This window comes from Archaeoglobus sp. (genome assembly GCF_017656475.1).
Classification (GTDB): domain Archaea; phylum Halobacteriota; class Archaeoglobi; order Archaeoglobales; family Archaeoglobaceae; genus Archaeoglobus.
The window spans coordinates 11,913-35,290 of sequence record NZ_JACDNT010000009.1 but is presented as its reverse complement, the minus strand read 5'-3'; the positions used below and the strand labels follow the sequence as shown (position 1 = coordinate 35,290).

The window sequence follows — 23,378 nt, the reverse complement described above, 5'->3', positions numbered from 1 at the left end:
AGTTAAGTATTCCTTGCATTTAAACTTTGATGAGATGCTGTTGAGAGTTTACGAAAAGTTGCTCGAAAGAGAGATCCATAAGGTTCCGGAACACATCGTTGTCGTGACTGACAGCATGGGAGAAGGGTTTCTGAGGCTTGCACGCTGGTGCAGAAAGTTTGGAGTGGATGAAATTACAATCTGTGGGAACTTCCAGCTTGACAGCTTCTTTTTCGAAGGATTTCGTGTGAGGGTTATCACGAATGAAGGTGTTGAAGTGAAGGAAGGCTCCAAACCGACAATTAACATTCTCACTTTTACCGGAAGAGAGGAGATAATCAACGTGGTTAAGAAAATCGCTAAACTGGTGGAGAGAGGAGAGTTTAACATTGAAGATGTGGACGAGAAACTCTTTGAGAAATTTTTGACCATAAAATCTCCGCCTGACATAATAATAAAGGCCGGTAACGACATCCCTGATTTTCTCATCTGGCAAAGCATATATGCTGAAATATACTTTGCAGATATTGACTGGCAGAATCTCAGATATGTGGACTTTCTGAGAATATTGAGGGAGTACCAGAGGAGGGAAAGAAGGTATGGAAGATGAGAATCTCAGGATGCTGAGGGTCATAGCAGACTACCAGTTCGGAAAAGGTGTTGGTAGGGTGCTTTTTCCGGATACATGCAAGTTCATGCTCTCCAGCTCAGGCCGAGTCAGGCAGGTTGTTGACGGTGGTGTGAGAATAGCAACACTGAAGCCCGATTCCGGATGGTTCACGTTGAGTATTGAAGGGGCGAGGAGGGTTAAGGAAGCTCTGCCCTTTCCGAAAATGAGAGTAGTGGTGCTGGATGAAGTTTCTGAATTCATTGCTGCTGGCAAGAGCGTTTTTGCCAAGCACGTTGTTGAGGTTGATGATGAAATTAGAGCAAATGACGAGGTTGTTGTGGTCAATACGGCAGACGAGCTTCTTGCAACTGGCAGAGCTGTACTCTCAGCCTTCGAAATGCGTGAGATGGAGAGAGGGATGGCTGTGAAAGTAAGACAGGGTGTCAAAAAATGATGCGGATAGACAGGAAGAACATGGTTTTAAGCGTGAAGTCTGGAAGCGTTATTACGAAAAACTTGAAGTTCGACGGAACTGTTGTTGCCGGAATCGACTGCAGCTTTCTCGGCAGTATAGAGGCCAAAGAGGTGAATCTGGGAAGGGGTTGTGTAGTTGGGGGAGTTATCAGGGCTGAAGAAGTCACTGTTGGAGCGTACAGCAGTTTTAACGAGATTGAGGCCGAGGACGTCGTCGTACTCGTGGGGTGCAGAGGCAACAGGATAACGGCGAAAAGCGATGTAAGGGTTGCAAAGAACTGTGAAATTGGTGAGATAAAAGCTGGAAACAGACTTTTGATTGAAGGAAATTCAAAAATTGGGAAAATGGAGGCCAGAAAGATAATTGCTTACGGTTAAAGCTTTCTGAGCTTTTCAAGAATTATCTTCTTCTCTGCTCTGGCTACAACCTCTCTGATCTTCTGAACCGCATCGGGGTTGGCTGAAACGCTGTCGATTCCGAACTCAACAAGCTTCTCAACAACGTGCGGATAGCTTCCCGCCTGACCGCAGATTGAGCTCTTCACTCCGTGCTCCTTGCAGACCTTGATTGTTCTTTCAATGAGCTTCAGCACTGCAGGGTGAGTCTCGTCGTACAGGTAGGCAACGTTCTCGTTGTTTCTGTCAACAGCGAGGGTGTATTGAGTAAGGTCATTCGTTCCGAGGCTAACGAAGTCAATCCCCTCTTTTATTATGTCCTCAAGTATCAGAGCCGCTGCTGGCGTTTCCACCATCACTCCGAACTCTATTTTGTCCAGCGGTAATCCCTCACTAATTGCTATCTCTTTCGCCTTTCTCACTTCTTCTGGAGATGTTATGAGGGGTAGCATAACTCCAACATTGGTGTATCCCTCATCAACCAGCTTCTTTATTGCCCTCATTTCAGCCCTGAAGTGCTCCTCCTCTGCCAGGTCTCTCCTGATTCCTCTGAAACCAAGCATTGGGTTTGCCTCTATCGGCTCGTTCTCTCCGCCCTCCATTGCTCTGAACTCATCTGTTGGAGCATCAATGGTTCTAATCCAGACGGGCCTTGGATAGAAGGCCTTTACAACCTTTTTCATTTCTTGGTAGAGCAAATCGACATACCTGTCAATTTCCCCATCCTTTATGAACTTCATCGGGTGCTTTTCAAGTCCGAGAACCATGTGCTCGATTCTGAACAGTCCAACTCCGTCGGCATTTGTCTCCTTTGCCACCCTCTCAGCAACATCGGGGATTGAGATGTTTACCTTCACTTCCGTTGCAGTTATTATTGGTGCCGAAGCCACAACCGGCTTCGGCTCTTCCTTTTTCTCAATTCTGCCCTCGTAGATAATCCCCTTCTCACCGTCAACAGTGACTATCATTCCATCTTTCAGAACCTTTGTGGCCTTCTTGGTTCCAACAACAGCCGGCACTCCAAGCTCTCTTGAAACGATGGCAGCATGGCAGGTCATTCCGCCCTCGTCAGTAACAATAGCCGCAGCCCTTTTCATTGCGGGAACCATGTCAGGTGTGGTCATCGTTGTAACCAGAATGTCCCCCTCTTCAACCTTTGAAATCTCCTTCTCGCTGAAAATTACTTTGACCTTACCTGAAGCAATGCCAGGCGAGGCTCCAAGTCCCTTCAAAAGAACTTTGCCCTCAGTCTCCTCGGAAACTTCTTCCTCGACCTTTTTCTCCTTTCTAATGGTTGTGACCGGTCTTGACTGGACTATGTATATCTTTCCACCTTCTATCGCCCACTCAACGTCCTGTGGTTTTCCGTAGTGCTCTTCTATTAGCTCGCCAAGGGTTACGAGCCTCTCTATTTCTTCATCGCTCAGCACTCTCTCCTTGGCTTTCTCAGGTGGAAGTTCAACCTTAACGGTTTTTCCGTCTTTCTTGGTAAGCATAAACTCCTTCTCACCAATCTTTACTTCTTCGAGCTTTCTCTTTACTCTGTCATAAACGTAGGTGTCAGGGGTCACAAGACCGCTGACAATTGCCTCTCCGAGGCCGAAAATGGCCTCGATAATGCACTTCTTCTCTCCCGTTACTGGATGGGATGTGAACATCACTCCGCTCTTTTCACTGTTCACCATCTTCTGAACAACTACGGCGATGCTTACATCTTCGTGCTTGAAACCCTTCTGAACTCTGTAGTAAATCGCTCTCGGCGTGAAAAGACTTCCCCAGCACTTCTTAACTTTCTCAACAACCTCGTCTTCCCCAACAACGTTGAGATACGTCTCCTGCTGACCTGCGAAACTTGCATCAGGCAAATCTTCGGCTGTGGCTGAGCTTCTTACTGCAACGTAAACTTCCTTTCCCTCCTCCTCGCACAGCTTTCTGTAAGCCTCCCTGATTTCCTTCTCAATCTCTTCTGGCATCTTGGTTTTCTCGATAAGTTCTCTGATCTGCTTTGAAACTGCATCGAGCTTATCAGTGTCCTCAACATCAAGGTCTCTGAGAAGTGAGTATATTTTCTCCCCAATCCCCGTTTTCTGGATAAATTCACGAAAAGTTCGAGCATCAACAACAAATCCATCAGGAACCGGAATTTCCGCTCTTAATAACTCGCCGAGATTTGCGCCTTTTCCACCCACAAGCGGGATATCATCTTTATCAACGTCTGCCAACCAGAGTACCGGCATTTACTCACCTCGTTCTGAGTTGAGAGAAGTCTTAAAAAATTTTAGGTAATGCGAGCGCAAATAATATATTAAGCACCAAATCACGAATTCTGATGGTGAACAAGGCTGTATTTTACGCTGCTGCAATCATTTCAGGCGTTATTCTTGCTGCAGCAGGAAACACCCTGTATTATGGTAGCAATCATGATATAAACCTCCAGAACGCTAAAATTTACTTCTTCTACTCCGATTCCTGTCCTCACTGCCGCGAAGTAAAGCCTTACGTTGAGGAATTTGCTGAAAAGCACAATTTGACATGGTGCAATGTGGCGAAGATGGATTCAAACTGCTCCAAAGTAGCAGAAGAGTTGGGGATAAAATATGTGCCGACATTGGTTGTAATAGATAAGGAAACTCACATCTTTATCGGTTCTGATGAGGTTATAAAGGCCATTGAGGGATTGAAATGAAGAAGATGGCAATTTTGCTATCTCTGGCAGGGATTGTGGATTCCGCATATCTGCTGCTTGGAGATTTCGTTTCATGTCCAACGGGTACGTGTACTTCGATATCTGTTTTCTCCCTTCCCCCATTCCTTCCAGCCCTCTTTGGTTTATGCTGGTTCATTCTTTCCGTTTTTATTTTCATCACAAACGTTAACAGGACACTGCTCATCATCTGGAGGTTTTCGGGTGTTTTTGGTGCCTCGTTCTTGGGAACATACGCCATTCTGCACAGCTACTTCTGCCCTTACTGCTTTACAGCGTATGGAATTGGAGTTTTGCTTGTAGCAATCTCCGAAAAGCTTTACGGCTAAAATCCTCCTTTTCTCACCAAACTAACAGGTATTCTGCCTTTATGAATAGCCGTTGCAATCAAAACTCCACTGCAACCCATCTCCTTGAGCCTTTCAAGGTCTTCAATGCCGGAAATCCCGCCACCAAGCAAAATGGGATGTTCGGAAATTTCAAGAGCTTGCTCGAGGATTGAAAAGTCCGTCTTCATGGTGCCAACAGCATGTATCGGCAGAACGATTATCCCCTCTAAGCTGAGGGAATTCAGAAATTCTACAGCCTCCTCCCAGCTATCGAACTTCCCGGATGCATCCAGAAATTTTTCTTTGAAATCGATGCTCACGTAGCATTTTCTGTCAAGCTGCGTAATGTCGAAAGTCTCAGTTCCGACAACAGGAGTGAAGGGAAGATTTTCCAGCTCTTCGGGTTTTCTGAATCCGCAGTCTGCAATAAGTTCTTCAACTCTTTTTGATAGCTTGAGAAGAACATCCGAGTTATTCCCATTTCCCATTATCCTGTCAAGGTCTGCAGCGTACAGAAATCTTGGCCTTATTTCTTCAACCACTTCAACAGCATCATCGGAATTTACAACGCCGCTCACGGATGATATGGGAGGATACTTCTCCCTTTCACCGCTCTTGCCTGCAACAACTTTCCCGTCCTTGATGTCCACAACAAAGAACACTTTCATACCTTCAAGTCGCGATGAGATTAAAAAGGAAATGTTAAATAAACCGAAGCATACGGACATCAGGTGATAAAATGGTTGTGAAAGTTGGAGTTTTGAAGATGGGTGCTATTGGCACTGCTCTGCTTGTTGAATATCTGCTCGACGAGAGGGCTGACAGAGAGGATATTGAGGTTAGAGTTGTAACAAGTGGCGCTAAGATGCAGCCTGAAGAGGCTGTTGTGGCGGAGAAGCTCAAGGAGTTCGATCCAGATGTTGTTATTGTTGTGTCTCCAAACGCTGCCCTTCCGGGGCCAAAGGCCGCAAGAGAGGCCTTTGAAGGCAAGCCTGTAATAGTGATCAGCGACGCTCCGGCGAAGAAGGCAAAAGACGAGCTGAAGGAGAAGGGGTTCGGTTACATCCTCATCAACGCGGACTCCATGATCGGTGCAAGGAGGGAGTTCCTCGATCCAACCGAGATGGCCCTCTTCAACGCTGATGTTGTGAAGGTTCTTGCAGCCACCGGAGCATTTAGGCTCGTTCAGGAGGCTATTGATAAGGTTATTGAGGACATCAAGGCTGGCAAGCAGCCAGAACTCCCGCAGGTAGTGGTTACGGCAGAAAGAGCTGTTGAGGCAGGAAAGTTCAGCAACCCATACGCAAAGGCAAAGGCCATGGCCGCGTTCTACATCGCCGAGAAGGTTGCCGACATAGATGTTAAGGGATGCTTCATCGAGAAGGATCCGGAGAAGTACATCCCGCTCGTTGCTTCAGCCCATGAAATGATGAGGGTAGCAGCAATCCTTGCCGACCAGGCGAGGGAGATTGAGAAGGGTAACGATACGGTTTACAGAACCCCGCACTCCAAGGACGGAAAGATCTTAAGCAAGACTCAGCTTATGGCAAAGCCTGAATGAGGTCAAGGATTTTAATTTCTATTTTAATTTTTATTTTTCTGCTCTTATTCTACTCAGCGCTTTTCGTTGCCCTCATGCAAAATTTTGAAGGGAAGAGCTACTCAATTGTCGATGGACTTTACTGGGTAATCTCCACAATAACAACCGTTGGCTACGGGGATATTTACTTCACAACGACGGTCGGAAGGATATTCTCCGTAGTGGTGATGGTGAGCGGTGTGCTCTACTTCTTCGGCTTTGTCTTGCCATACGCCATACTGCCATGGGCCGAGGAGAGGCTAAAACTTGTCCTGCCCACATCGGTTAAGCTGAGTAATCACATGGTTATTTGCGGCTACAACCTCTTTACGGTTGAATTCTGCAAAATACTAAGCGAATTTGGTGTTAATTACGTCGTTCTTGAAAAAGATCCAGAGAGGGTCAGGAAGGCTATGAATGAGAAAATTGTGTGCGTCCACACTGACGGTTCTGAGCGGTCGTTCTTGGATAATGGTGTAACGAGAGCAAACGCAATGATAATAGCGTGGGAAAGGCTGGAGGATATTCTCGACACGCTGCTAACACTCAGAGAGTACGACCTTCCGAAGTATGTAGTGCATGGAGACTACAAGTACACGAAGTACCTTCTTTACGCGGGAGCAAAGAAGGTATTTTTGCCGAAAAGCTTGATTGCTTCGAGTATTGCAAGGATGATACTTCAGGAGGTAGAAATCGGGAAGAAAAGGGTAATTTTTGACGGTTTGCAGGCGATTGAGATTGTATTGCCGTCAAAGGTTTCGGTCTCTGAACTTGAGGATAAGGGTTTGAAAGTTATCGCAGCATGCCGTCTCGGAAAACTGGAGTTCAACCCTCCCAAGGACAGAACACTTGAGAAGGGATGTGTTGCACTTTTAGCTGGGACTGATGAGGCCATAAGAGGAATTGTCCATGAAGGTACTCATTTTAGGCTACGGTGATGTGGGAAGAACCGCAGCAAGAATTCTGACATCGAGAGGTGTGGATACTGTAGTTGTTGACAAGGAAGCACACGAGCCTGAGGGAAACGTGGAATTCACAATGGCTGATGTCACCTCTGAATCCTTCTGGGAAAATATCGATCTCTCCGATTTCGATGCCGCTATTGTCGCGCTTCCCGAAGACACACATGCAATTTTCGGCATCCTAACTCTTAGGAAGTTGAAGGAAGACTTGAAGATATATGTCAGATGCAATGAAACGGAAAACGCTGAAAAGATGTACATTGCAGGAGCGAATTACGTTGTTGTTCTGCCAATGGTCACGGCTGAGATGATTCTCTCAGAGGTGTTTGGAGAGTCCATAAGAAGGAAAATGGGATTCGAGAACATCGAGATTGCTGTTTATGAGGTAAAGAAGGGATCTAAGATAATCGGAAAGGCTTTGAAAGAGCTTGAAAGCAGAGAAGTAATGGTGATTGCCGCAGAATGCAATGGTGAGATTATTACCGACTTGGATTACAGGATTAAAGAAGGCTGCAGAATCGCCGTCGCTGGAAAAATCGACAAACTCCTGGAACTTGAGGCTGAGCTAAGTATCCAAAATAAAAAGGATTAAAAAGGTAGAATCGTAAGTTGGTTATGAAGGTTTACGTTCTCGTGGACAACAAGGTGGTTGACTTAAGGCCACTAGGAATGAAGGCGGAGTGGGGTTTTTCAGCGTACATCGATTCCGAAGAGCCAGTTTTGATGGATTCTGGGCAGTCGGATACCGCCTTCAGGAACATGTTGATCAGGGGGCTTGAGTTACCGCAAAAGATGGTGCTGAGTCACGGCCACTACGACCACACCGGAGGGCTGATGAGCATGCTAAGACCAAAGATGAAGCTCTACGCACATCCACACGCTTTTCTGCCGAGATTTTACAAGGGTGTGCACATTGGCATACCTTTTGTGAAGGAGAGAATCGAGTCGGTGGCGGATGTGGTGGAAGTTAGCGAACCCACAGAGGTTGCAAAGAACGTCTGGATGCTGGGTGAGATTCCGAGAAAGTATGAGGAGGCGGTACTTGAGGACTCCTATATCGTCGTGGATGGTAAAAAGCAGGAGGACAGGATTCTGGACGACACTTCTTTGGCGGTGAAGACGGACAAGGGTGTGTTGTTAGTTCTCGGATGCTGTCATGCCGGGTTGAGGAATACCATCGAGTGGGCTGAGGAGGTTGTTGGTGACGAGGTTAAGTTTGTGGTGGGAGGGACTCATTTGATAGCCTTCAAGCCAAGCGAGCTTTCTGAGATAATCAGATGGCTTGATGCCAAGGTGGAGAAGATCGCCCCCTGCCACTGCACCGGGCTCGCTTACGAGTTCGTGCTCAAGGAGAAGCTGGGAGAGAAGTATGTTATGGTCGGGAGTGGGAGTGTGTTTGAGGTTTAAGGGTTTTTATTTTTTCAAAATCAGGCTCTAACAGCCAAACTCAAAAACAAATCTCTTCTCTTGACAACCTTCCTCTCAACCTCCTCTCTGCTGTTCCCTGTAGCAAGAATCGAGACCAAGGGGTCATTTTTCTGGTAGACTGCCCCTTTATCCGGCACGTCTGCAAAAAATGGATTTCCCGCGAGGTTCTCCTTTATTTCGACTTTTTCCGGTGCAAATAGAATCGCTCTCAGTGCAAATCGTCTCGTTTTGGGTTTTGCTGGCAGCTTTCCTTCAAAAGCCTCTGCATGCATCCTGAAGATGTTGATATCGCTGCTCCACTCCACGCTGTCCAGAGAACCCTGAAATCTTGGATTTATTTCGAGGATGTATGGCTTCTCTGCCAGAATGAAGTCTACACCCACTGATCCAGTTAAACCGAAAAGTTCAACAGCCTCAACAGCAAGCCTTTCAAGCTCTCTTCTGACATCATCCTCGACGGCAAGAGGAGTCAGATTGCCAGAATATCTGAATCCGTGAGCGTTCATTTCCTTCCAGCCCGCGTAAATGAAATTGCATGCTATAGGAACAGCTTTACCGTCTGAAGCGATCAGAGAAACGCTGCAAGGGATGCCCTCAATGAACCTCTGTTTCAAAAATCCCTTTTCTGCTCTTGATGAGATTGAAACATCCTCCCCACCTCCTCCCTTTATAGGTTTGATTATTCCTTTTTCATTATCTCCGAGAAGCTCCGGAAAAGGCAAACCTGCTTTTTCAAGCTCCTTATAAAATTTTAGCTTGTTCGACACCTTCTCGCTTAGCTCAGGAGAGTTGCAGAGAAGCTCACCCCTAATCTTAAGAGTTTCAAATCCCGAGCAGAGCACGATTTTAAGGTTGAGACTTTCTGCAAGCTCTTCAACCCTCTTTTTAATCTCCTTTTCCGGCTGAGAGTCGCCAATTCTGACCACTTCTCTGCAGTAAATCTTTAAATCAGCATCTGAAAACTTGGTTAACGCATAAACCTCATAACCCGCCTTTGCCGCGGACTCGGCAACATTCCTTACGTTGTTCCCCGCTATCAGCACTTTTTCAGGCATCTTCTTATTACATCCTCCTCTTCTGGTCGGTAAATCTCATCCATGCTGCCCTCTCCCGCAACATCGAGTCCCCTCACAACTACAGCAGGAATTCCATCTCCACCCTCGCCCATGAGGAGGTTGGCAAATGCTGCGATTTCATCCGCTATGCACTCAACGGTCACTTCAAGCTCTCTCCCGTAAAGGTCTCTCTCCCCGATCCAGTCTTTCATTGCCTTTACTCCCGCAAGACCAATGGCAAAGCCAACAACGCCTTTCCTGAAACACCTTCCATTTGTGTCGGTGATTATTACTCCAACATCTTTGCCAGTCAACTCCCTGAGCCTCTCCCTGAGCCTTCTCGCACTCTCGTCGGGATTTTCGGGGGGGAGAATTATCTTCCCCTCCTCCACATTAGATGCATCAATGCCTGCATTCACACAGATATTACCAAATTTTGCTTTAACAAGCAAAAATGGGGAATCAATCAGCACCTCTTCGCTCTCCTCCAGAACTGCCTGAACGAATTCTGGCGGTTTTCCCACTTTGTCTGCGATTTCCCTTGCTCTTTCAGACGGTTTGTATTCTTTCAGCAACTTCACTCTTCCCTCAGCTTTGGACACTATTGTCGAGCAAATGACCACCACATCTCCGTCCATCAGCTCAAATTTTTCCGCTAAAAGCTTGGCTATGTCATCACCTTCCTTTATGAGGGGTAAGCCCTTAACGGGAATCACTTCAACCTTCATGCTTAGACAGGAGCTCAAACACGATGTCCAGTATTTCCTCCCTGTCCAGCGTCTGCTGCACGGCTCCCTGAGCTAAATCTTTCCTTCCTCCCCCACTTCCCTTTGCCCTTCTGCCGATTTCCTTAATCAGCTCCCTTGCGTCGTACTTCTTTTGCCCGCTGAAAGTTACAACGAAAACCTTCCCCTCTCCCTTGGCCATCAGACAGCCCACCGCTCCCTTTGATGCAAGAATTTCAGCAAGCTTCTGCAAAACCTGCATGTCCCCATCGATGTAGTCAACCACGACCTTTATGGAATCGAACTCCTCAGCCTTCTCGAAAAGTCTATCAGCCTTCGCCTCGGCCAATTCAGCCTTCAGTTTCTCAATCTCCTTTCTTTGGTCTTTCCACTCCTCAAAGAACCTCTCAACAGTCTTGGGAAGCTTTGCAGGCTCAACCCTCAAAATTGAGCTTGCCTCCCTCAGTATTTTCTCCATCTCCTCAACTGCCTCAATCGCAGCCTCTCCCGCAGCAAACTCGAACCTTATCACACCGTCCTGTATCGACTCAACTTTCAGGATTTTGAGCATTCCAATTTCTCCAGTAGAGCGGCAGTGAGTGCCTCCACAGGCCTGAACATCATCTCCAACCATCACAACCCTTATTTCCCTGCCCGGAGGTACACCTCCCTGATACAGCCTGAACCCGAACTTTCTTTCAGCCCCAATTCTGTCCATCCACATCCACTTGATTGGCTTGTTCGCCAGAATCTCTTTGTTTGCGAACATCTCGATTTCCTTTACCTCTTCCTCACTCGGTCTTTTGAAGTGAGTGACATCCAGCCTCGCCTTTCCGAACTCCTTCTTTGCTCCAGCCTGCCACACGTGGTTGCCCAAAACCTTCTGGAGTGAGTAAAGAAGAACGTGAGTTGCAGAGTGGTGGCGCATGTGCCTCCATCTCACGTTTGAGTCGATGATGCCCTTTACTTTTCTACCAACTTCTGGCTTTGCTCCCTTTACCACGTGGAGCACCACACCATCAGCATCCTGAACATCAACTACCTCGTACTTGTTGCCATTCACCATTAGATACCCAACATCGTTGTCCTGGCCACCACTCTCCGGATAGAATGCGCTTCTGTCGAGAATTACAAAATCGCCCTCGACACCTATGACTTTTGCCTCAAACTCCAGCAAGGTTGGGTCATCGTAGTAAAGCTTCTCCGTCTTGGGATACTCCTTCTGGAGAGTGATTTTCTTTTCCTGAACTTTTTCAGCCCTTGAGTGCCTCTTTGCAAGCTCGGCGTAAATGTCCTTTGGTATTTCCACCTCTGCACCTTTTTCGGTGGCAATACTTACAGCAAGCTCAACAGGAATGCCGTGTGAGTCATAAAGCTCGATTAAATCATCCTTTTCAAGCTTCTTTTTCCTCTCAACAAGCCTCTCCACAAGCCGTGTTCCCTTTGAAACAGTCGCCTTATATCTTGCCTTTTCCAGCTCTATTATTTCATGAATCGTTGTTAAAGGCACTTCAAACTCGAATCCGAGTATCTTCTTGTGCAGTTCAATCAGGTCGTAGATATCAACGCCCAGTTCAAGCTCCTCAGCAATTCTTAAGCTTCTCCTTATCATCAGCCTCGCCAGATAACCAGCACCTGCATTGGATGGGACTAAACCATCCCCAAGCATGAAAAGAATGCATCTCGTGTGGTCTGCAAGTGAGTAAACCTTCTCAAGAGGAACAACGATGGCCTCAAGCTCCTCAACACTAACTCCAACAGTTTTAGCAACGCTGTTCCTGAGCTGGTTTAATTTCTCACCCCTCAACTCCCCCATTATCCCTGCAAGTTTAGAACTCTCAGCCACAATCCTCTTAACCCTCTCGTCCTCCCTGCTGAAGTTTACGTTGCTGTTATCCATGATGGTGTCAACAACTTCGGGGAAAACAGCATCATAAACGGTTGGAGTACCCTTGCTCGCCCACACAAACCTCTCAAGACCATAACCAGTGTCAACGATGTAGTTGTCCATTTTTCTGTATTTCTCACCCTTTATCTCTATATCCCCCTCAGGATGCTCCTCAAGGTTCATGAAAACGAGAGTTGCTACCTCAAGTCCACCGACAATGGCCTCAAGGCACGGGCCAGCATTTCCACCACCAGCCCAAGGCTCTTCTTTGTAAATAATATCCTCATTCTTCACGCCAAGCTCATTGAGAAGCTCTGTGCAGTAAGCAACCGTCTCATTCTTCCAGTAAATTTCTTTTTCAGGATTATTGAAGGCGTGGTGGGCCATCATCTCAAACAGAGTCAGATGTCTCCCCGTCCTGCCCACGCTGTCGAGGTCGTCAAGCCTTATACATGGCTGGGAGATTGTGAGAGGATTTGCTGGTGGTGGAGCAACCCCAGAAGTTACGAAGGGCTGAAAGTCTGCTATTGAGGCAATTGTGAGGTATATGTCAGTTCTCCATCTTGCTACAACAGGGTAGCGGTCAATCCTTCCGTGACCCCTCTTTTCGAAAAAGCTGAGGTAGTACTCTCTCATCTCATCAAGCTCGAAGGGTTTTTTGAATACAGGATTGCCGATGAAGCTGTAACTCTCACACGGCGGGTCTCCGCAAATTTCCCTCTCTGGATTAGCCGTCCAGAAGTGCTTACCGCACTTGGGACACTTCTTCCTGACGAATCCGTTCTCAGTTAGAAAAGTGATGTCCAGATACTCCTCATCGAGAGTCATCGGATGCCCTTTGCATCGGATGTTTATATCTCTTGCCTTTGCTAATTTAATTGCTTTGAGTTTTACGCAGTAGGTAGAGTTAAAGAACCAAAAAGAAAATTTATTTCAGCCTTCTGTACCACTCCGTCAGGACTTCAAACTGCTGGTGAGTGTTGATTACGTTCGTGTCCATTGGACTCTTGAAGAAGAAGGCCATTTCCTTGACAACACCCTTTACTCCCTTCTTCTTTGCGAACAGGAGAAATCTGGCTATGTCGAGGATGAGCGGTGCTGCAACGATGGCATCTATTGCGTCCCAGATGAAGTAGAATTTCATAAGCTTGCCCAGGAAGCCCCTGAAGTGAATGAAGTCGAAAGCAGTTTTGTTGTCAACGAGGCTCGGGAAGTACTGAATCTCGGTTATGCTGTAAGGAGAGTATCCAAGCATCTTCTCCAGAACCTTGTCCTTGCTCAGAACCTTGCTTTCCTTGTTATCTCTCGCAGATAGCACTTTTCCATCGTAGTCTCCGAGGATGTTGTAGCTCATCCACCCTACGATCTCCATGTTCCTGTAGGCGAACATTGGGGCGAGAGTGGTTTTAACAAGAGTCTCTCCCGTCTTTCCGTCGTTACCAGCATGTGGAACCCCTTTCTTCTCTGCAAGCTCCTTCAAAGCTGGAATGGACGAACCGGGGCTGGGTGTGAAGTTCGCATAAGGCAAACCATGTTTCAAGACTACATAAGCGTAGAGCATGCTTGCTGAAGCGTACTCCTTTTTGTTTTCATCAATCATCCTCTCGAAACCTTCGAGAGAGCCGTGGTATTCCTCGCTGTACTTGGGCAAAGGCTCAGTAGAGGCAACGTTTATCACTACCGTCTCATCATCGGCAAAGCTCTTGATATCCTCTTCAATCCTCGAAACTATTTCTGCAAGGCTCAGCCCCTCATCTTCGAGAGTTTTGATATCTCCAAGCCCCTTTATTCCGCTACCGCAGTTCAGTGCAGTCCCCTTCTTTGCCACTATGTCCTCAAGGTCATCTTTGACGGCCTCCAGAATTTCTCTGTCGAAATGTCTGTTCAGCTCCCAGTGCTCCTTTGCAGCCTCGTATGCATTATCTAGCATTCTAATCTCATGCCCGCCAAATTCGAATGAGAAAGGAGCGTATTTCTCTATCCCATCAAAATGCGGTAATTCCGAAACAAGACCAATTTTCGGAGCAACTCCCTTCTTTATGGCCTCTGCTCCAACCATGGCAGTTGTAGAAACTATACCGTAAGCGCCTATCAGCCAAACTTTCATGAACCATCACCTCCGAAGAAATTGATGTTCAGTTTTTCTCTTGCCTTTCGGAATAAAAAATTTCCTTAGAAGTAGTTTTTGGAAGTCTCTATGGCTCTTGCCACAATACTTACAGCACTTTCAACGTCTTTCAAGTCAACAACCTCTACAGGGCTGTGGATATATCTTGCAGGCACGCTAACAACTCCTGCTGGAATTCCGGCCTTTGTGAGGTGAATTGCAGTTGCATCAGTAGTTCCACCTTCCGCCACCTCGAGCTGATAGGGAATGTTATATTTGTCTGCAGTTTCCGTAAGCCACCGCAGAACCTTTGGAGAAGCTATCAGCCCTCTGCCAGAAGCGTCAACGACAGTTATTGCTGCACCTTTGCCGAGTTTTACATCCATGTGTGCTGACTCGCTTCCCGGAAAGTCTGCAGCAACACAGGTGTCAACAGCTATCGCAGCAGTCGGTTCGATAGCGAAGGCCGAGGTTCTTGCCCCCTTTAATCCCACCTCTTCCTGAACCGTCGCAACTGCATGAACTGTAGCATCAGCATTAGCCCTCTTTACAGCCTCAATCATCACAGCAACGCCAACTCTGTTGTCAAAGGCCTTACCCGTAATCCTTCCGTTGGAGAGCTCTGCAACTTCTCTGTCAAGAGCAACTGGAGTTCCAACGTTTATGCCAAGCTCAAGAACTTCATCCTTGCTGCTTGCCCCAATATCAACAAACATGTCTTTAATCTCAATACCCTTCTTTCTCTCCTCATCTTTCATCAGGTGTGGAGGTTTACAGCCGATAACACCATAAATCTTCTTTTTTCCGTAGAGAACAACTCTTTGGGCTAACGCAATCTGTGAAAACCAGCCACCAATCGGGGCAATCCTGATGAAGCCCTTGTCGTCGATGTATTTCACCACAAACCCTATCTCGTCCATGTGGGCCGCAACCATTATTTCTGGCTTTCCTCCATTCTTCGTGCAGATCAGATTCCCCATGCTGTCTATCTTTATCTCATCAGCCCAGTCTTCAAGTTCTGCCCTGATGACTTCTCTAATCTCGTCTTCATAACCGCTAATCCCATGAGCGTTGCTCAATCTGGCGATAAGTTCCTTCAAAATATCACCTCATTCGAGAACTGCATGTCTCGCTTCTAAATCTTTTTCAGTAAGATGCTTCTGCATCATTATTTCGGCAACAAGCGCATCGAGGAATATCATGGCTGTGAGTTCAAACATCGTTCCGAGGGGGGCAAGCTGGGAGAGCATTTCATCCCTCTCCTGCTTCATCTTCCCCTTCACGAGGATTGCGATATCAGCCATCTTTGCAAGACTGGAATCCTTATTTCCGGTCACAGCGACAAGCTTGGAACCAATGTCTTTAGCCTTTTTACTTATGTTAACAACAGATGTTGTCTCTCCGCTTCCCGATATTGCTATCAGCACATCCTGCTCGGTTATTCTTGGAGTGACTGCCTCACCTACTACATAAACCGTGTATCCGAGGTGCATCAGCCTCATTGCGAATGCTTTGGCGATGTAACCGCTCCTTCCTGCTCCTATAACAAATATCGACCGAGCGGAGTCAATGAGATTTATCATTTCCTTTACTTTTTCAAGGTCTATGTGGTTTCTGAGGTTTTTTATGTGCTCAGCGACAACTTCCAGAAACTTTAGCATGGTTTCTCCCACCATAGCTATCTATTTAGTTTTTTCTCTGTTTTTAACACTAACTATACCACCACCATATTAACCACAACCTCAGCAATGTCTGCTGAGTAGCCAGCAATTCTTGAAAGACTGTCGACAATCGATTTCAGATACAGAGCCTCCTCAACATCTTCCTGCAATATTCTGCTGTAATACTTCCTTTCTATATCCTGAATGTCATCAAATTCCTCGAGAACAACCTCCGCAAGCTCCAATTCGTTTTCAAGAAACGCCACCATTGCAGTTCTTAGCATTTCAAGGTCTATGTCAACAAAATCGCAGAGGTACTTGATCGGCTTTCCAAGCTCAATTAAATTCAAGGCCATGTTTGCAGCATGGTCGGAAACTCTTTCCATCGCTCTTACGACCGTTCTATACTCCTGTATGGCCTCAATTGGAATGTCAAGCTGAGTAGCAATATCTGCGTGAAGATTTGCCTGCTTTAACTGTCTGAGCAGCAGGAAGTAGAGTCTATCCACCTCTCTTTCTCTGAAAATTATTGAATTGCAGATATACCTATCATACCTCCTTAAAGCGGAACAAAAATCCGAAACCATCCCCACGCACGTGTTCCCCATTCTCCTGATTATCCCTTCTGGCCTTAGCCTTGAGTTATCAAGGAAAATTTCCAGAATAACCTCTTTCCCCGTATCTTCAACTATTTCGACACCCATCAGGATTTCTGATGCTCTTGAGATTGCTCCTCTCTGCTCCTCATTGTAGACTCTTATTTTTAGCGAATCTACCCCGGCCAAGTAGTGAGAAATTATTCTCCTTAAAAGTGCCTCATGTTTCACATCTTTTGCGTCAATTTCCACCCTCTTAACTTTAAGCCCCGGATTTTTGGGATATATCGTTATGAAGTTCTTACCGACATTCAGCAAAACCTCACTTCCCGGTTCTATGCCGTTCAATATTGCCCACTTCTTTGGAAGTGTAAGAATTAAACTGCTCTTTCCGCTGAAGTAAACCTTCCTGTTTTCAAGCATGGTATATAGCCATTTATTGGGTATATATCTCTATCGATGTTCTACTGCTAAAGGAAAAAGATATATATCAAAGACCAGACGCTGTGCATGGATTTGTTTCTTATCGCTGCTGCAATCGTCGGCTTCTATTTGGCGTGGAACATCGGTGCCAACGATGCCGCCAACTCAATGGCCACATCGTACGGTAGCAGGGCTTTAACGTTGAAGCAGATCATAATCATTGCATCGGTTTTAGAATTTACTGGAGCTACTTTGTTCGGTAAAAAAGTAACCCACACCATTGCGAAAGGTATAGTCCCAATAGAACTCCTTGACCACAACTTGGTGGTTTATGGAGCTTTAGCAGCCCTTCTTTCTGCCGGATTCTGGATTACGGTTTCCACTTACTACAATCTGCCCATTTCCACCACTCACTCGATTGTCGGGGCTATGCTCGGTTTTGGCCTCGCTGCGGTTTCTCAGAACCACCTGACACTCGACCAGATCAAATGGGATGTGCTGGCAAAAATTGCTTTAAGCTGGCTCATCTCGCCACTTTTTGGTGCAGCTCTTGCTTTTATCACCTTCTCCCTAATTCGCTTTATTCTTCTTGATAGATATGCGAGCGAAAGTGTAGAACACGTTTTTCGCTATCTTCAGGTATTGACAGCTTGCTACATGGCCTTCGCCCACGGAAGCAACGATGTTGCAAATGCTACGGGGCCTATTGCTGCGATACTTGGCTACAGCGGAACCGTGCCATTCTGGGTTCTCTTCTTCGGCGGCCTTGGCATAGCAATAGGAATTGCCACCTGGGGTTATAGGGTTATTGAGACCGTAGGAAAGCAAATCACAGAGTTGACTTTCACAAGAGGATTCTCTGCTGAATTTGCAACCGCCACAACGGTTCTGCTGGCATCTAACTTTGGAATGCCAGTTTCTACAACTCACACTCTTGTCGGAAGTGTGATAGGTGTGGGTCTTGCCGGTGGTTTGGCAAGTGTGAACCTGAAAATAGTGCAAAAGATTATATTCTCATGGATTGTAACGGTTCCAGTGGCGGCAGCAATGACGATAAGCCTGTACACCGTGATGGTGGTGTTCATATGAAGTTCTTCAGGTCAGTGGGTGAAGTGTTCGGCTACTCTCCTTTCCGCTCCTTAGCCCAGCACGCCAGAATGTGCGGTTGGGCTGTCGGGCTTCTCGAGCAGCAGTTTGAAGCTTTGAGAAAGGGTAACTATGACGAAGTTGAGGAGTTGAGAGAGGAGATAGACGAGCTTGAGCACCATGCTGATCAGATAAAGGAGGAGATAAGGGGTAAAGTAACAAAATCTCTGATGCTTCCTGTAGACAGGCATGATTTGCTTGAGTTTTTGAAGGTTCAGGATGACATACTCAACAACTGCGAACATGTCGGCCACATGGTCACGTTCAGGAAGGTGAGAGCTCCTGAAGACGTCTGGGAGGAGTTCTCTGTACTGCTTTCAAAGCTAATGGAGATCGTGAACAACTACGAAGAGATGGTCGAAAGAATCACACAGCTTGTTGAAACCTCTTTCAGCAAGAAGGAGGTAAACAGAGCCTTAGAGTATGTGCCAATAATTGAGCAGTTGGAACATGAGTGCGATTTGGTTCAGATTGGGCTACATACGAAGCTATTCAACCTCGAAAATGCCGACCCCCTTGACATCCACCTGATGGTTACCTGGGTAGTTCATTTGGGTTACGTAGCCAACGCAGCTTCAAGAGCCTCAGACAGATTCAGAATCATGGTTCTCGGTCGCTAATTCCTCTTTTGTATAGTAATTGTAGATGGCAGTTGCAAGCCCCACAACCATAGGTGCGATGAAGAAACCGCTAATCCCTCCAACCAGCCCACCTCCGATGAAGGCGAGCATCAAAACAAGAGGGTGTATTTTTGATGTGTAGCCAACGAAGTAAGGGCGGAGAATGAGTTCCGGGAGGATGTAGAGGAAGATGACGCCTATCAGGAGAAAAGTCAGCCCCTTCTCAATGTCAACAAGAAGCAGGTAGAGCGATACGGGAAGGATGATCATCCACTCTGCGAAAATGGGGATCAGAGCGGCGAGAAACATCAGACCTGAAAGCAGAGGTGCGAAGGGGACATTGAAGTGCAGGAAGAACGGAAGACTGGCCAGGCCAATAAGAATTGCAACAACGAAGTTACCAAACCAGAGGGATTCGAAGGTAACGTCAATCTCCTCAACAAATCTCCTGAACTCCTCTCTCCTGTCTTCAGGAACAACACTCGTTGTTCTACGAACGAAGTTCTCCATGTCAGCAAGAGCGTAGAAGCAAACCACTATTGAGATGAAGAAGTTGAGAATCAGCAGAGTTGCCTTCTTGGTTATCTCGACTGCTGAGGGCTGGATGGTGCTCTGTAAAAGCGAGAAGATATTGGAGGTTATCCATCTCACGTACTCCTCACCCTCCTCAATACCTATTTTGTTCAGAAAGTTGAGAATGCCGGACTCTATAACTTTATAGTGCGTGATAAGGTAAATAGCCTGGTTTAGACCCTGTATAAGCCCGTAAAACATTAAAACCGATACTGGAAGGATGACGATCATGGTAGCAATTACTGAAGCCTTAATCCTTCCGATGTTCTCAATTCTTCTCTTAACCGGTTTGGCGACATAGGCGAAGACCACACCCATAATAATGCCGTCCAGCAGTGGTGTGAAGAAGTAGAAGGTGAGAGAAAGAACAGCAAGGATTGACACCAGCAGAACCAAGCTCCAGTATTTGTTCATGTCTATATTCTATTCATCCTCTTTATGTAACTAACGGTTTTTCGAAATATTGCATTCAGGCTGTGAACCTCGTACTTCTTAACCCTTGCCCTTCCGAGTACTCTTCTCAGAATTACAACTGTTCTTTTTATCCTGTGTTCCGGATACCGCACCATTTTTAACATTTCAACGAGGTTGGAAAGAAGAATTTCGATATCCCTTGAAGTGGCAGTCTCGTCATCTTCACCAGAACTCTCAACTTCTCTGAGAAAGTAGAGTATCACGGCAGCAGCATGACTGACGTTCATAACCGGATACTCCTCGCTTGTTGGAATTCTGACCAGAACATGGCACATTTCAAGCTCTTCGTTGTAGAGTCCGTAATCTTCTCTGCCGAATAAAATGGCGACCCTACCTTTAGCAATTGATGGTAAGTCTTCAGGTGGCAAAAGCTCCTTTCTCAGGTACTTGTAATCCCCTCCCGGAACTCCTGTTGTTCCAACCACCAGATTCATTTTTTGAAGAAACTCCTGCAGGTCTTCGATTACTACAGCATTTTCCAGCATGTCCTTCGCATTCGCTGCGGTGTGGTAGCTCTCCTCAGTGACCTTGCAGTTATAAAGGCACAGCCGCTTTATTCCGAAATTTTTTGCAACTCTCGCCATGAAACCAACATTCTCAGGAATTTTCAGCTCGACGAGCACTGGCCATATTTCCATTGACTCTCGTATGACCAAAAGTTAATCTTTCTTTCTCCCTTCAAACTCCAGAACGATTTTCAGAATTTCAAGTCTCAATCTCTCGTTCATCCAGCGGAGGTGGGAAAAGAGGAAGTTGTAAAGCTCATTACCATCTCTGGCTCTTCGTATCATTCCCGGAATGTCTATTTTCATCGGACAGTTTTTCTTGCACTTTCCGCATGATAGGCACAGCTTCAAAGCCTCCTTTTCCCCCATAAAAGCATCTAAAAGTGCAAACCTCCCACCAGAAAATTTTTCACCATAGACAGAGTGAGCAGGACAGTTTGCAACGCAGTTACCGCAGCCGAGACAGTAAAGCGTTTCTCTGAACTCAGTGTTTGCAATCTCACTCCTTCCGTTATCGAGCAGAATAACAGTGACTTCCTTGGGCTTTCCCACCTTTATCAACTTCTTTTCGATGTCCGCAGTTCTCGCCACTCCGGAAACAATTTCTATGAATGCGGGGAGGATTTCGCCAGTGGCATAAAAGCTCTGGAGCTTTGCTGCTTTTACTGCATCCTCAACGCTCTCATATACTTTCTCGATTCCGGTAACAACAATCCATTTTTCAGGCCTTGAAAGCACCTCGAAAACATTGCCCTCGTTGTGAAGAATTACAACACTTCCCTCGGCTGTAACAGCATTCGCCCCCGTAATTCCAATCTTTGCCTCTTCCACCGATTTTTCGATGTCTCTTCTGAGGAACTCAACAATTTTCTCTGCATCCGGTGGGATTTCGACTCCGTAATGTTTTGAGAGCTGTTCTGCAATGCTTTTGACCGAAAGGTGGACAGCAGGGCCGGTTGGATGAGAGGGGGATTCATCGAGAATTTGCAGCAACCTGTCTCCGATATCAGTCTCCACAACTGCCACACCTCTCTTTTCAAGCTCCTCTCTTAGCCCTATCTCCTTCGTAACGTTCGATTTTGACTTTACAACCAATTTTTCATCTCCAACAACTTCCAGAACTTTGCTTATCGCATCTTCAGAGTCTGAAGCGACGTAAACGTTAAAACCTCTTCCTCTCAGGTTTTCAACCACCTTTTCAAAGAGTTTTTGGTTTCCCACACACCGTTCTCTTTTCTCCCTCACCTCTTTTGCCAGTTCTTTAATCTCATGATAGAATTTCAGGTTTACCTTCTGCCTCTCCCTCAGAGTTTTGAATGCTCTGTTCATCGCGATTAGCTTTTCCGCCCTCTCCCTGTCCACATTCGAAATAATTCTCATATTTTAAAACTCTATCTCATCCATGGCTATTGAATCTCTAAGGCCGAGCAAAAACTCAAATTCCTGTGGAGTTATAATTGGTCTTTCAAATTTAAAGGAGTCGTCGTAAGCTATGCGTGGGCAGGCGGTGTTGACGTAGAAGTCAAAGGGTAGGTTGTAAAGCTGCTCAGCAGCAATGTTGTTCATGTAGATTATGCTGCAGAACATTCCTCTTTCTTTTGCAATTTTCTTGAGCCTCTCCGCCAGCTTAAGCCTTCTCTGTCCGGGCTTTGACGACACAAGGATGCCCGCGCTCTTCTTTCCCACACACCTCGAGACCTCAAAGTATCTCTTCCTCTCAAAATCTTTTGTATCAACTTCCTGAATTTCTCTTGAGAGTGGGTTGTAAGCGTAAACTTTTTTCTTTGTGTATATTGCCGCCCCGATGGCGTGGAAGAGTCCATCACCGATGAAAACAACCGCATCCGCTTTGCAGTCTCTCAAAACGGAGTAGTTGCACCCGAGAACCTGTCCGGAATAGATAACCCTGCCCTTGGGAGACCCAATTTCCACCTCGTAGCCCTTGCTTCTGAGCCACTCTGCCACCTCATCAAGCTTGTGCACATATTGGGCTGTTGCGATAAGTGCTATTCTCTTCTCCTCGATTTCTAGGTCGATTTTCGGATTGTAATCGATAAAGTTGGGAACGTAGATTATTCTCTCATCTCTCAGAATTGGAGTGTGGGCGAAATGAAGCAAAACGTCAACAACTTCGAGAATGGATAAATCAACATCACAGGCTCCGAAATTCGTCTCGCCAGATATGACAACCTCATACCCCTTCTCCTCAATTAGCCGTGCTATCTCAATTGCTTTCCTCTTCATCCCGTCAGGAAGCTGTATTCCAACTTTTCTCGCGTTTCCAAGTTTTTCGAATGGGATAGAGAAGTCATCCATGTTCGACTTTTGTCATTAGATTTATAAAATACGCCACCAATTTGTACTCTGTGAAGGATTTAAGGAAAATCGAGAGCTACCTCGACAAGCTGAGGATAAAGGAAAAGGACGGAGAGGAAATGAAAATTTATGCAGAGGTACTCGATGGGAGAACTCTGAAAACTCTGTACAAGCTTTCTGCGAAGGGCTACATTACCGCAATGGGTGGTGTTATCAGCACGGGAAAGGAGGCAAACGTCTTCTACGCTGATGGTGTATTTGACGGCAAAGAGGTGGCGATGGCGGTCAAGATATACCGCATGGAGACAAGCGAGTTCGACAAAATGGATGAATACCTGTTTGGAGATGAGAGATTCGACATGAGGAGAATATCCCCAAAGGAGAAGGTTTACATTTGGACAGAAAAGGAGTTCAGAAACCTTGAAAGGGCGAAGGAGGCTGGAGTTAGCGTTCCCCAGCCGTTTACCTACATGAAAAACGTCCTTTTAATGGAGTTTATAGGCGAAAATGAACTTCCTGCTCCAACTCTTATAGAGATAGGCAGAGAGTTGAAGGAGTTCGGTGTGGAGGAAATATTTAGCGATGTTGTGGAGAACATGAAGAAACTGTACCAGAAGGCGAAACTCGTTCATGCAGACCTTAGCGAGTACAACATAATGTACTTCGATAAAGTTTACTTCATAGACATGGGGCAGGCTGTGACTCTCAAACATCCGATGGTCGAAAGCTACCTCAAGAGAGACGTCAGAAATGTGATCAGGTTCTTTTCAAAGTTTGGTGTAAAGGCAGATTTCGATGAAATCCTGAATGAAGTTAAGGGTGATTGA

At 46.2% G+C, this 23,378-nt stretch carries 25 protein-coding genes; 12 read left to right on the top strand and 13 right to left on the bottom strand.

What is annotated here, in order from left to right:
* Positions 1-34 precede the first annotated feature (34 nt).
* From H0Z19_RS04190 to H0Z19_RS04180, 3 genes are read left to right on the top strand one after another with little or no spacing between them, the layout of a single operon-like run.
* Positions 35-589, top strand: coding sequence for an undecaprenyl diphosphate synthase family protein (locus tag H0Z19_RS04190; RefSeq protein ID WP_290724133.1), 555 nt, complete (start codon positions 35-37; stop codon positions 587-589).
* A complete protein-coding gene (locus tag H0Z19_RS04185; RefSeq protein WP_290724131.1) occupies positions 579-1,043 on the top strand; it encodes a PUA domain-containing protein in 465 nt (154 codons plus the stop codon). The genes H0Z19_RS04190 and H0Z19_RS04185 overlap by 11 nt, the downstream gene beginning before the upstream one ends.
* Entirely contained in the window at positions 1,040-1,441 is a 402-nt protein-coding gene (locus H0Z19_RS04180; RefSeq protein WP_290724129.1) for a hypothetical protein, read from the top strand. Before H0Z19_RS04185 ends, H0Z19_RS04180 begins: the two co-directional genes overlap by 4 nt.
* Here the strand turns inward: H0Z19_RS04180 and ppsA are convergent.
* Complete coding sequence (gene ppsA / locus H0Z19_RS04175; RefSeq protein ID WP_290724128.1) at positions 1,438-3,696, bottom strand: pyruvate, water dikinase; 2,259 nt, start codon at positions 3,694-3,696, stop codon at positions 1,438-1,440. The genes H0Z19_RS04180 and ppsA overlap by 4 nt on opposite strands.
* A 92-nt stretch (positions 3,697-3,788) precedes the next feature.
* On the opposite strand from ppsA, the gene H0Z19_RS04170 reads away from it, so the two are divergent.
* Together H0Z19_RS04170 and H0Z19_RS04165 are read left to right on the top strand one after the other, a co-directional pair.
* Entirely contained in the window at positions 3,789-4,145 is a 357-nt protein-coding gene (locus H0Z19_RS04170) for a thioredoxin family protein (RefSeq protein WP_290724126.1), read from the top strand.
* The gene (locus H0Z19_RS04165) at positions 4,142-4,492 is read left to right on the top strand and encodes a hypothetical protein (protein ID WP_290724124.1); all 351 of its coding nucleotides are present in this window, start codon (positions 4,142-4,144) and stop codon (positions 4,490-4,492) included. The genes H0Z19_RS04170 and H0Z19_RS04165 overlap by 4 nt, the downstream gene beginning before the upstream one ends.
* On the opposite strand, the gene H0Z19_RS04160 is transcribed toward H0Z19_RS04165, so the two are convergent.
* Complete coding sequence (locus H0Z19_RS04160) at positions 4,489-5,160, bottom strand: HisA/HisF family protein (RefSeq protein WP_290724122.1); 672 nt, start codon at positions 5,158-5,160, stop codon at positions 4,489-4,491. The genes H0Z19_RS04165 and H0Z19_RS04160 overlap by 4 nt on opposite strands.
* A 71-nt stretch (positions 5,161-5,231) precedes the next feature.
* Between H0Z19_RS04160 and H0Z19_RS04155 the strand changes: the two genes are divergently transcribed.
* The 4 genes from H0Z19_RS04155 to H0Z19_RS04140 are packed head-to-tail and all read left to right on the top strand — an operon-like array spanning position 5,232 to position 8,440.
* On the top strand, positions 5,232-6,053 hold the full coding sequence (locus H0Z19_RS04155) for a F420-dependent methylenetetrahydromethanopterin dehydrogenase (RefSeq protein WP_290724120.1): 822 nt from the start codon (positions 5,232-5,234) through the stop codon (positions 6,051-6,053).
* Positions 6,050-7,009: a potassium channel protein gene (locus H0Z19_RS04150; RefSeq protein WP_290724118.1), complete on the top strand. Its 960-nt coding sequence runs from the start codon at positions 6,050-6,052 to the stop codon at positions 7,007-7,009. The genes H0Z19_RS04155 and H0Z19_RS04150 overlap by 4 nt, the downstream gene beginning before the upstream one ends.
* Positions 6,981-7,625, top strand: coding sequence for an NAD-binding protein (locus H0Z19_RS04145; RefSeq protein ID WP_290724117.1), 645 nt, complete (start codon positions 6,981-6,983; stop codon positions 7,623-7,625). Before H0Z19_RS04150 ends, H0Z19_RS04145 begins: the two co-directional genes overlap by 29 nt.
* Before the next feature lie 23 nt (positions 7,626-7,648).
* Positions 7,649-8,440 (top strand): MBL fold metallo-hydrolase, encoded by a 792-nt coding sequence (locus H0Z19_RS04140; protein ID WP_290724116.1) that lies wholly within the window; start codon positions 7,649-7,651, stop codon positions 8,438-8,440.
* 20 nt (positions 8,441-8,460) lie between these two features.
* Here the strand turns inward: H0Z19_RS04140 and H0Z19_RS04135 are convergent, their stop codons facing one another.
* The 7 genes from H0Z19_RS04135 to H0Z19_RS04105 form a co-directional block, all read right to left on the bottom strand.
* Positions 8,461-9,516, bottom strand: a complete 1,056-nt coding sequence (locus H0Z19_RS04135) for an ATP-grasp domain-containing protein (protein ID WP_290724114.1) — start codon at positions 9,514-9,516, stop codon at positions 8,461-8,463.
* On the bottom strand, positions 9,498-10,244 hold the full coding sequence (gene cofE / locus H0Z19_RS04130) for a coenzyme F420-0:L-glutamate ligase (RefSeq protein ID WP_290724112.1): 747 nt from the start codon (positions 10,242-10,244) through the stop codon (positions 9,498-9,500). The genes H0Z19_RS04135 and cofE overlap by 19 nt, the downstream gene beginning before the upstream one ends.
* Positions 10,234-12,957, bottom strand: a complete 2,724-nt coding sequence (gene alaS, locus H0Z19_RS04125) for an alanine--tRNA ligase (RefSeq protein ID WP_290724111.1) — start codon at positions 12,955-12,957, stop codon at positions 10,234-10,236. Before alaS ends, cofE begins: the two co-directional genes overlap by 11 nt.
* A 100-nt stretch (positions 12,958-13,057) precedes the next feature.
* Entirely contained in the window at positions 13,058-14,236 is a 1,179-nt protein-coding gene (locus H0Z19_RS04120) for an inositol-3-phosphate synthase (protein ID WP_290724110.1), read from the bottom strand.
* 65 nt (positions 14,237-14,301) lie between these two features.
* Positions 14,302-15,336: a M42 family metallopeptidase gene (locus H0Z19_RS04115; protein ID WP_290724107.1), complete on the bottom strand. Its 1,035-nt coding sequence runs from the start codon at positions 15,334-15,336 to the stop codon at positions 14,302-14,304.
* A 9-nt stretch (positions 15,337-15,345) separates the two neighbouring features.
* Positions 15,346-15,897, bottom strand: a complete 552-nt coding sequence (gene hxlB, locus H0Z19_RS04110) for a 6-phospho-3-hexuloisomerase (RefSeq protein WP_290724105.1) — start codon at positions 15,895-15,897, stop codon at positions 15,346-15,348.
* A gap of 53 nt (positions 15,898-15,950) precedes the next feature.
* Complete coding sequence (locus H0Z19_RS04105; RefSeq protein ID WP_290724103.1) at positions 15,951-16,916, bottom strand: phosphate uptake regulator PhoU; 966 nt, start codon at positions 16,914-16,916, stop codon at positions 15,951-15,953.
* Between the two features lie 87 nt (positions 16,917-17,003).
* Here H0Z19_RS04105 and H0Z19_RS04100 point away from each other — a divergent pair, with 87 nt between their 5' ends.
* Together H0Z19_RS04100 and H0Z19_RS04095 are read left to right on the top strand one after the other, a co-directional pair.
* Positions 17,004-18,005, top strand: a complete 1,002-nt coding sequence (locus tag H0Z19_RS04100; protein WP_290724101.1) for an inorganic phosphate transporter — start codon at positions 17,004-17,006, stop codon at positions 18,003-18,005.
* Positions 18,002-18,682: a TIGR00153 family protein gene (locus tag H0Z19_RS04095; RefSeq protein WP_290724099.1), complete on the top strand. Its 681-nt coding sequence runs from the start codon at positions 18,002-18,004 to the stop codon at positions 18,680-18,682. The genes H0Z19_RS04100 and H0Z19_RS04095 overlap by 4 nt, the downstream gene beginning before the upstream one ends.
* On the opposite strand, the gene H0Z19_RS04090 is transcribed toward H0Z19_RS04095, so the two are convergent.
* The 4 genes from H0Z19_RS04090 to dph2 are packed head-to-tail and all read right to left on the bottom strand — an operon-like array spanning position 18,647 to position 22,551.
* The gene (locus H0Z19_RS04090) at positions 18,647-19,669 is read right to left on the bottom strand and encodes an AI-2E family transporter (RefSeq protein ID WP_290724097.1); all 1,023 of its coding nucleotides are present in this window, start codon (positions 19,667-19,669) and stop codon (positions 18,647-18,649) included. The genes H0Z19_RS04095 and H0Z19_RS04090 overlap by 36 nt on opposite strands.
* 2 nt (positions 19,670-19,671) lie before the next feature.
* Positions 19,672-20,367 (bottom strand): TrmJ/YjtD family RNA methyltransferase, encoded by a 696-nt coding sequence (locus tag H0Z19_RS04085; protein WP_290724096.1) that lies wholly within the window; start codon positions 20,365-20,367, stop codon positions 19,672-19,674.
* Positions 20,368-20,388: 21 nt separating this feature from the next.
* The gene (locus tag H0Z19_RS04080) at positions 20,389-21,615 is read right to left on the bottom strand and encodes an LUD domain-containing protein (RefSeq protein WP_290724095.1); all 1,227 of its coding nucleotides are present in this window, start codon (positions 21,613-21,615) and stop codon (positions 20,389-20,391) included.
* A gap of 3 nt (positions 21,616-21,618) precedes the next feature.
* Positions 21,619-22,551 carry a diphthamide biosynthesis enzyme Dph2 gene (dph2, locus tag H0Z19_RS04075; protein ID WP_290724092.1) on the bottom strand — a complete coding sequence of 311 codons (933 nt, stop codon included), beginning with the start codon at positions 22,549-22,551 and terminating at the stop codon, positions 21,619-21,621.
* Positions 22,552-22,601: 50 nt separating this feature from the next.
* Here dph2 and H0Z19_RS04070 point away from each other — a divergent pair, with 50 nt between their 5' ends.
* Positions 22,602-23,378 (top strand): serine protein kinase RIO, encoded by a 777-nt coding sequence (locus tag H0Z19_RS04070; RefSeq protein WP_290724090.1) that lies wholly within the window; start codon positions 22,602-22,604, stop codon positions 23,376-23,378.